The 6,721-nt window shown below is 42.6% G+C and carries 6 protein-coding genes; 2 read left to right on the forward strand and 4 right to left on the reverse strand.

Going from position 1 to position 6,721, the window contains the following annotated elements:
- The first annotated feature begins 167 nt into the window (after positions 1–167).
- Both HT701_RS06045 and pepC read left to right on the forward strand, forming a co-directional pair.
- A complete protein-coding gene (locus HT701_RS06045) occupies positions 168–890 on the forward strand; it encodes a pseudouridine synthase (protein WP_172931312.1) in 723 nt (240 codons plus the stop codon).
- 111 nt (positions 891–1,001) lie between these two features.
- The gene (gene pepC / locus HT701_RS06050) at positions 1,002–2,336 is read left to right on the forward strand and encodes an aminopeptidase C (RefSeq protein WP_172931313.1); all 1,335 of its coding nucleotides are present in this window, start codon (positions 1,002–1,004) and stop codon (positions 2,334–2,336) included.
- A 161-nt stretch (positions 2,337–2,497) separates the two neighbouring features.
- Here pepC and HT701_RS06055 read toward each other — a convergent pair whose 3' ends face one another.
- From HT701_RS06055 to adhP, 4 genes are all read right to left on the reverse strand, one after another.
- Positions 2,498–3,409, reverse strand: coding sequence for a PTS system mannose/fructose/sorbose family transporter subunit IID (locus HT701_RS06055; RefSeq protein ID WP_050222832.1), 912 nt, complete (start codon positions 3,407–3,409; stop codon positions 2,498–2,500).
- A 23-nt stretch (positions 3,410–3,432) separates the two neighbouring features.
- Entirely contained in the window at positions 3,433–4,236 is an 804-nt protein-coding gene (locus tag HT701_RS06060; RefSeq protein ID WP_000022715.1) for a PTS mannose/fructose/sorbose transporter subunit IIC, read from the reverse strand.
- 27 nt (positions 4,237–4,263) lie between these two features.
- Complete coding sequence (locus tag HT701_RS06065) at positions 4,264–5,253, reverse strand: PTS sugar transporter subunit IIB (RefSeq protein ID WP_000021972.1); 990 nt, start codon at positions 5,251–5,253, stop codon at positions 4,264–4,266.
- Between the two features lie 235 nt (positions 5,254–5,488).
- Positions 5,489–6,508, reverse strand: coding sequence for an alcohol dehydrogenase AdhP (gene adhP / locus HT701_RS06070; protein WP_119920094.1), 1,020 nt, complete (start codon positions 6,506–6,508; stop codon positions 5,489–5,491).
- Positions 6,509–6,721 lie beyond the last annotated feature (213 nt).

Genomic DNA, 6,721 nt, shown 5'->3' on the forward strand with positions numbered 1-6,721 from the left:
AGTCAGCTCAAAACACTGTTTTGAGGTTGCAGATAGAACTGACGAAGTCAGTAACATATATACGGCAAGGCGACGTTGACGCGGTTTGAAGAGATTTTTGAAGAGTATGAAACGAAAAGGAGGTTGGTCATTGAGACAGCCTCCTTTTGATATGATATAATAGTTCTATGAGATTAGATAAATTTTTAGTTGCCTGTGCTGTGGGAAGTCGGACTGAGGTCAAAAACTTGCTCAAGGCTGGGCGCGTGACGGTAAATGGTAAAAAAGAAAAATCAGCTAAATTGCAGATTGATGAAGAAAGAGATGAGATTCGCTTTGATGGGCAAGTGTTGGAGTATGAAGAGTATGTCTACTACATGATGAACAAGCCCAAAGGAGTTATCTCAGCGACTGAGGATCCTAAGCACAGAACCGTTCTGGATTTGCTGGATGATATTGCTCGGAGCAAGGAAGTTTTCCCAGTAGGACGCTTGGATATCGATACGCATGGACTCCTGCTCCTGACCAATGACGGCAAGCTTGCCCATGCTCTTCTTTCACCCAAGCGTCATGTGGACAAGACTTATCAGGCACAAGTCAAGGGAATTATGAACCAGGAAGATGTGGAGATATTTGCTGATGGTATTCCTCTCAAAGACTTTACTTGTCAGCCTGCTAAACTGGAGATTCTTTCCACAGATGCAGAAAAGAATCAGAGTCAAATCCGTGTGACCATTGCAGAAGGGAAGTTTCATCAGATCAAGCGTATGGTGGCCTACTGTGGCAAGGAAGTAGTAGACTTGCAACGTTTGACTATGGGAACTTTAGTTTTAGATGAGAACTTGCAGCGAGGAGAATGGCGTCGCTTGACCAAGGAAGAATTAGAAATTCTCCTTGCTAGTATTGCTTAATTTAGTTTATATTTGAAAAAGGTAAGAGACAATGTTCTCTCCTTTTATGTTTTTCAGTTGCTTCCTTTGTGAAAAGCGTTATAATAGACTGTAGAATAAAAGGAGGAATCTATGAACGCGATTCAAGAATCATTTACAGATAAACTATTTGCCAACTATGAAGCAAATGTCAAATACCAAGCGATTGAAAATGCTGCTAGCCATAACGGAATTTTTGCAGCCCTAGAACGTCGCCAAAGCCATGTAGACAACACACCTGTTTTCTCATTGGATTTGACTAAGGACAAGGTAACCAACCAGAAAGCATCTGGTCGTTGCTGGATGTTTGCAGCCCTCAACACCTTCCGCCACAAGCTCATCTCACAATATAAACTGGAAAACTTTGAGTTGTCACAAGCCCACACTTTCTTCTGGGACAAGTATGAGAAATCCAACTGGTTCTTGGAGCAAGTCATTGCGACTGCAGACCAAGATTTGACGAGCCGTAAGGTTAAATTCCTACTTCAAACACCTCAACAAGACGGTGGTCAGTGGGATATGGTCGTTTCTCTCTTTGAGAAATACGGTGTCGTGCCCAAGTCAGTTTATCCTGAGTCAGTTTCATCTAGTAGCAGTCGTGAGCTAAATGCCATTCTCAACAAATTGCTTCGTCAAGATGCTCAAATCTTGCGTGACTTGCTTGCTTCTGGCGCAGACCAAGCGACTGTTCAAGCTAAGAAAGAAGACCTTTTGCAAGAAATCTTTAACTTTCTTGCTATGTCTTTAGGACTTCCACCACGTAAATTTGACTTTGCTTATCGGGATAAGGATAATAACTACCAAAGCGAAAAGAGCATTACTCCACAGGAATTTTACAAGAAATATGTCAATCTTCCACTAGAAGATTATGTTTCTGTTATCAACGCTCCAACCGCTGACAAGCCTTACGGCCAATCTTACACAGTTGAGATGTTGGGAAATGTGGTTGGTAGCCGTGCAGTTCGCTATATCAACGTGCCGATGGAGCGCTTGAAAGAATTGGCGATTGCTCAAATGCAAACAGGTGAGACTGTTTGGTTTGGTTCTGATGTCGGCCAGCTCAGCAACCGTAAAGCTGGAATTCTTGCGACAGATGTTTATGACTTTGAATCAAGCATGGACATTAAACTCACTCAAGACAAGGCTGGACGTCTGGACTACAGCGAAAGCTTGATGACCCACGCCATGGTCTTGACAGGTGTTGACTTGGACGAAAATGGTAAATCAACCAAGTGGAAGGTTGAAAACTCATGGGGAGACAAGGTCGGTACAGATGGTTACTTTGTTGCCTCAGACGCTTGGATGGACGAATACACATACCAAATCGTTGTTCGTAAAGAATTGCTGACAGCAGAAGAACAAGCCGCCTATGGAGCGGAACCAATCGTACTTGCACCTTGGGATCCAATGGGAGCCTTGGCAGAATAATACTCTTCGAAAATCAAATTCAAACCACGTCAGCTTCGCCTTGCCGTACTCAAGTACAGCCTGCGGCTCGCTTCCTAGTTTGCTCTTTGATTTTCATTGAGTATAAAAGCATAGAAAAAAGGAATCAGATTTTAGAACCTGGTTCCTTTTTAGTTGCTTGATTACATGATGTGAAGAACATGTGCCACAATACCCACTGCGAAAAGGGCAAGGATAATAGTGATTGGAGATACTTTTTTCTTAAGCAAGTACATGCAAAGTAAAGTAAGGAGTAGTCCTGATAGTCCAGGAATCAACATATCCAAGTTTTGTTGGAAAGTAGTAACTTTTTCAGGTGTTTGAGACAATCCTTGTCCTACTTGTGCGAATGCTTCTTGGATACCTTTAGATCCTTCTGGCAATTTATCCCAATGGATATAAGCCTTTTCATCTAGTTGAACTTTGGAAACATCGAAAGCAAATTTAATATTTACCCAGCGTTGAACAAGGACAGCAAGAATGAACATCCCAAGGATAGAAGCACCTTTAGTGATGTCTTGAAGGATACCGCCAGACATATCTTTAGTGATTTCCGATCCAGCCTTGTATCCAACCTCTTGAACATACCACAAGAATGACATACGAATCAAGTTCCATGCAACAAAGAAGAGGAGTGGGCCCAAGATATTGCCAGTAAGGGCAAGTGAAGCACCGAGAGATCCAAGGATTGGGCGTACTGTAAACCAGAATACTGGGTCACCGATACCAGCAAGAGGTCCCATCATACCGATTTTAACCCCTTGGATAGCAGCGTCATCGATTTCCACACCGTTAGCACGTTCTTCTTCAAGCGCAAGAGTAACCCCCATGATTGGAGCAGCTACGTATGGATGAGTGTTGAAGAACTCAAGGTGACGCTCAAGAGCAGCGATTTGATCTTCTTTTTTAGTATAGAGTTTTTTGATAGCTGGAATGAGTGTATAAGCCCAGCCCAAGTTTTGCATCCGTTCAAAGTTCCAAGACCCTTGTAAGAAGGTTGAACGCCACCAAACTTTTTTACGATCTGATTTAGTTAATTGAAGTTTTTCAGTCATGATGTTTTCAGTCCTTTCTTATCTTAGTAGTCTTCTAGGATATCGCCGATTGGGTCGTTAGAAGTTGCGGCTCCTCCGCCACCATTTCCACCAGTTTTAGAAAGGTGAAGGTAGATAAGAGCGATAGCAACACCGATAGCACCGAATCCGATTAGAGTAATATCTGACACAGCAGCGAGAACGAAACCAAGAGCGAAGAATGGCCATACTTCACGAGTTGCCATCATGTTGATAACCATGGCGTAACCAACGGCAACGACCATACCACCACCGATAGCCATACCATCTTTGAGCCAGTCTGGCATGGCACTAAGGATACTTTGTACAGTTTCAGTTGGTACCATAAGGAGAAGAGCTGCAGGAAGCGCGATACGAAGTCCTTGGAAAAGTAGCGCGATGAAATGCGCACGCTCCACAGCGCCGAAGTCACCTTTTTTAGCGGCAGCATCTGCAGTATGAACCAAACCAACTGAGATTGTACGAACAATCATAGTTAAGAATAGACCAGCAACGGCAAGAGGGATAGCAACCGCTTGAGCAACACCGATACCTGTCTTAGTAAAGTCACCACCAAGAACCATGATAATGGCAGCAGCGACAGAAGCAAGTGCAGCATCAGGAGCGATAGCAGCACCGATATTTGACCAACCAAGGGCAATCATTTGAAGCGATCCACCGAGGATAATCCCTGCTTCCAAGTGACCTGTTACAAGCCCAATAAGGGTACAGGCTACAAGTGGTTGGTGAAATTGGAACTGGTCGAGGATGCCTTCAAGACCTGCAAAGAAGGCTACAACGACTACTAAAACCATAGAAATAATAGACATGTTTAAAATCCTTTCATAAATAATGGCTTATTTGACATTGGCTTTGTTAATCAAGTCAAACAAATCTTTTTTAGAATCATTTGGTACTTTACGGACATCAAATTCAACACCCAAGTCACGCATTTTTTCAAATGTAGCAACATCTTCTTTGTCCATAGACAAAACGGTATTGACCAATGTTTTACCTGTTGAGTGAGCCATAGAACCAACGTTAAGAGTTTTGATTGGCACGCCACCTTCGATGGCACGAAGGGCATCTTGAGGTGTTTCAAACAAGATAAGGGCATGTGTTTCTCCAAAACGTGGGTCTTTTGAAATCTCAATCAGTTTTTGAATTGGAACCACGTTAGCCTTGACATTACCTGGAGCTGCTTGTTTAATCAATTCTTTACGAAGGTCGTCTTTAGCCACGTTATCTGAAGCAACGATGATACGATTTGCTTTTGAATCTGGAGTCCAAGCAGTTGCAACCTGACCGTGAAGTAGACGTGTGTCAAGACGGGCAAGATTGATTTTCAATTTACCGTCTCCGATAACAGTTCCTTCTGGGATAGCAGCTTGGGCAACTGGAGCAGCTGCAGCGCTTGCAACTTCTTCAACTGGGTTTAGCTCTTCTGGAAGAGCTTTGATGCCATCTTTGGCTTCTTTGATAATATTCGCAGCGACTTTTTCTACACCTGCAGCAGCGTCCATGAGGCGCTCTGTGTAGGCTTGAATCAACATCGGTAAGTTAAGTCCTGTGATGATGGCAAACTTACGCTCAGGATTTTCTCCCATCACGCGACTAGCTTGGTTAAATGGAGAACCACTCCAAAGGTCAGCCAAAACTAGAACCTCATCTTCTGCGTCAAATGCAGCAACAGCGTTATTAAACTTAGCGTATAGATCATCAGGACCTTCATTTGGCATAAAGGTCACAACTTGAACCTTTTCTTGTTCACCAAAGATCATAGATCCTGACTGATGAATACCCGCAGCAAATTCGCCGTGGCTCGCAATAATGATTCCGATACTCATTATTGTCATTCCTCCTTTTTTGTTTTAGTTTTCATTTAAGAAAACTTTAAGACTGTTTAAGTATAAACCGTTTTCATGTAAAAAGCAACTATTTATCATAAAAAATTAAAAAAACTTTTACTTTTGGATGTTGATATATTGAGTTTTTTGAGGAGTAATATTGAATCCACATTTAAAAATTTAATATAAAAAAGTTGAAAGAAGCTTCCAACTTTTAAAATAGGTTTCTATTAGATTAGTGGGTGAAGTCGAGTACCATACGTCCTTGGATTTGACCTTTTTCCATTTCGTCGAAAATGGCAACAGCATCTTCTACTGGACGTTTTTGAACAACTGGAACTACCAAACCTCCTGCACCGACTTGGAAGGCTTCTTCCAAGTCTTTACGAGTTCCAACGAGAGAACCGATGACTTGGATTCCATCTAGAACGGTTTTTACGATACTTAGTTCCATCATTTCAGAAGGAAGGCCGACAGCGACGACGTGACCACCAGCACGAACTGAGTCAACAGCCTGGTTGAAGGCAACTTTAGATACAGCAGTTACGACAGCTGAATGAGCTCCACCATCAGTTTTTTCCTTGATGAGTCCAGCTACATCTTCAACTTCGAGGCCGTTAATCACAATGTCAGCGCCTACTTCTTTTGCAAGGGCAAGTTTGTCATTGTTGATATCGACTGCGATAACATGAGCATTGAATACTTTTTTAGCGTATTGAACAGCGAGGTTACCAAGTCCACCAGCACCGTAAAGAACAACCCATTGGCCTGGTTCAACTTTTGCTTCTTTGATAGCTTTATAGGTTGTTACTCCAGCACATGTGATAGAAGAAGCTTGGGCTGAATCAAGTCCGTCAGGAACTTTGACAGCATAGTCAGCAGTTACGATACATTGTTCAGCCATACCACCGTCTACTGAGTAGCCAGCATTTTTCACTGTACGGCAAAGGGTTTCGCGACCAGTTGTACAGTATTCGCAAGTGCCACATCCTTCAAAGAACCAAGCAACGCTGACGCGGTCACCGACTTTAAGGCTTTTCACATCTGGAGCAATCTCTTTAACGATACCGATACCTTCGTGGCCAAGAACACGTCCTGGTACTTGACCAAAGTCACCATGAGCAACGTGGAGGTCAGTGTGGCAAACACCACAGTATTCAATTTCTACAAGTGCTTCCCCAGTTTCAAGTGGACGGAGTACTTTTTCTTCAACAGCAACACCAGTGCTTTCTGGATTTACAACAACAGCTTTCATAGCTATCCTCCTTGATATTGACCGAGAACAGGGACAACGGGACTGGATTGATTATGTTTCAACAGAGTCGAGTGTGACGAGCTCTCTTGTATTTATATGTGAAGTATATCGCAAAAGAAAGCCTTTTCCAAGGTTTTGGAGGCAAAAAGTAGAACAATCGATTAATACTAAACTAAAATAAAAAAGCATTATATAATAGTAATATGAAATCAA

The sequence above is a fragment of the Streptococcus sp. 10824 genome (assembly GCF_013276595.1).
GTDB classification, from domain to species: Bacteria; Bacillota; Bacilli; order Lactobacillales; family Streptococcaceae; genus Streptococcus; species Streptococcus pseudopneumoniae.

Coding starts and splice junctions, on each gene's coding strand:
- HT701_RS06045 (WP_172931312.1), top strand. CDS start 168: ATGAGATTAGATAAATTTTTAGTTGCCTGTGCTGTGGGAAGTCGGACT.
- pepC (WP_172931313.1), top strand. CDS start 1,002: ATGAACGCGATTCAAGAATCATTTACAGATAAACTATTTGCCAACTAT.
- HT701_RS06055 (WP_050222832.1), bottom strand. CDS start 3,409: ATGACTGAAAAACTTCAATTAACTAAATCAGATCGTAAAAAAGTTTGG.
- HT701_RS06060 (WP_000022715.1), bottom strand. CDS start 4,236: ATGTCTATTATTTCTATGGTTTTAGTAGTCGTTGTAGCCTTCTTTGCA.
- HT701_RS06065 (WP_000021972.1), bottom strand. CDS start 5,253: ATGAGTATCGGAATCATTATTGCGAGCCACGGCGAATTTGCTGCGGGT.
- adhP (WP_119920094.1), bottom strand. CDS start 6,508: ATGAAAGCTGTTGTTGTAAATCCAGAAAGCACTGGTGTTGCTGTTGAA.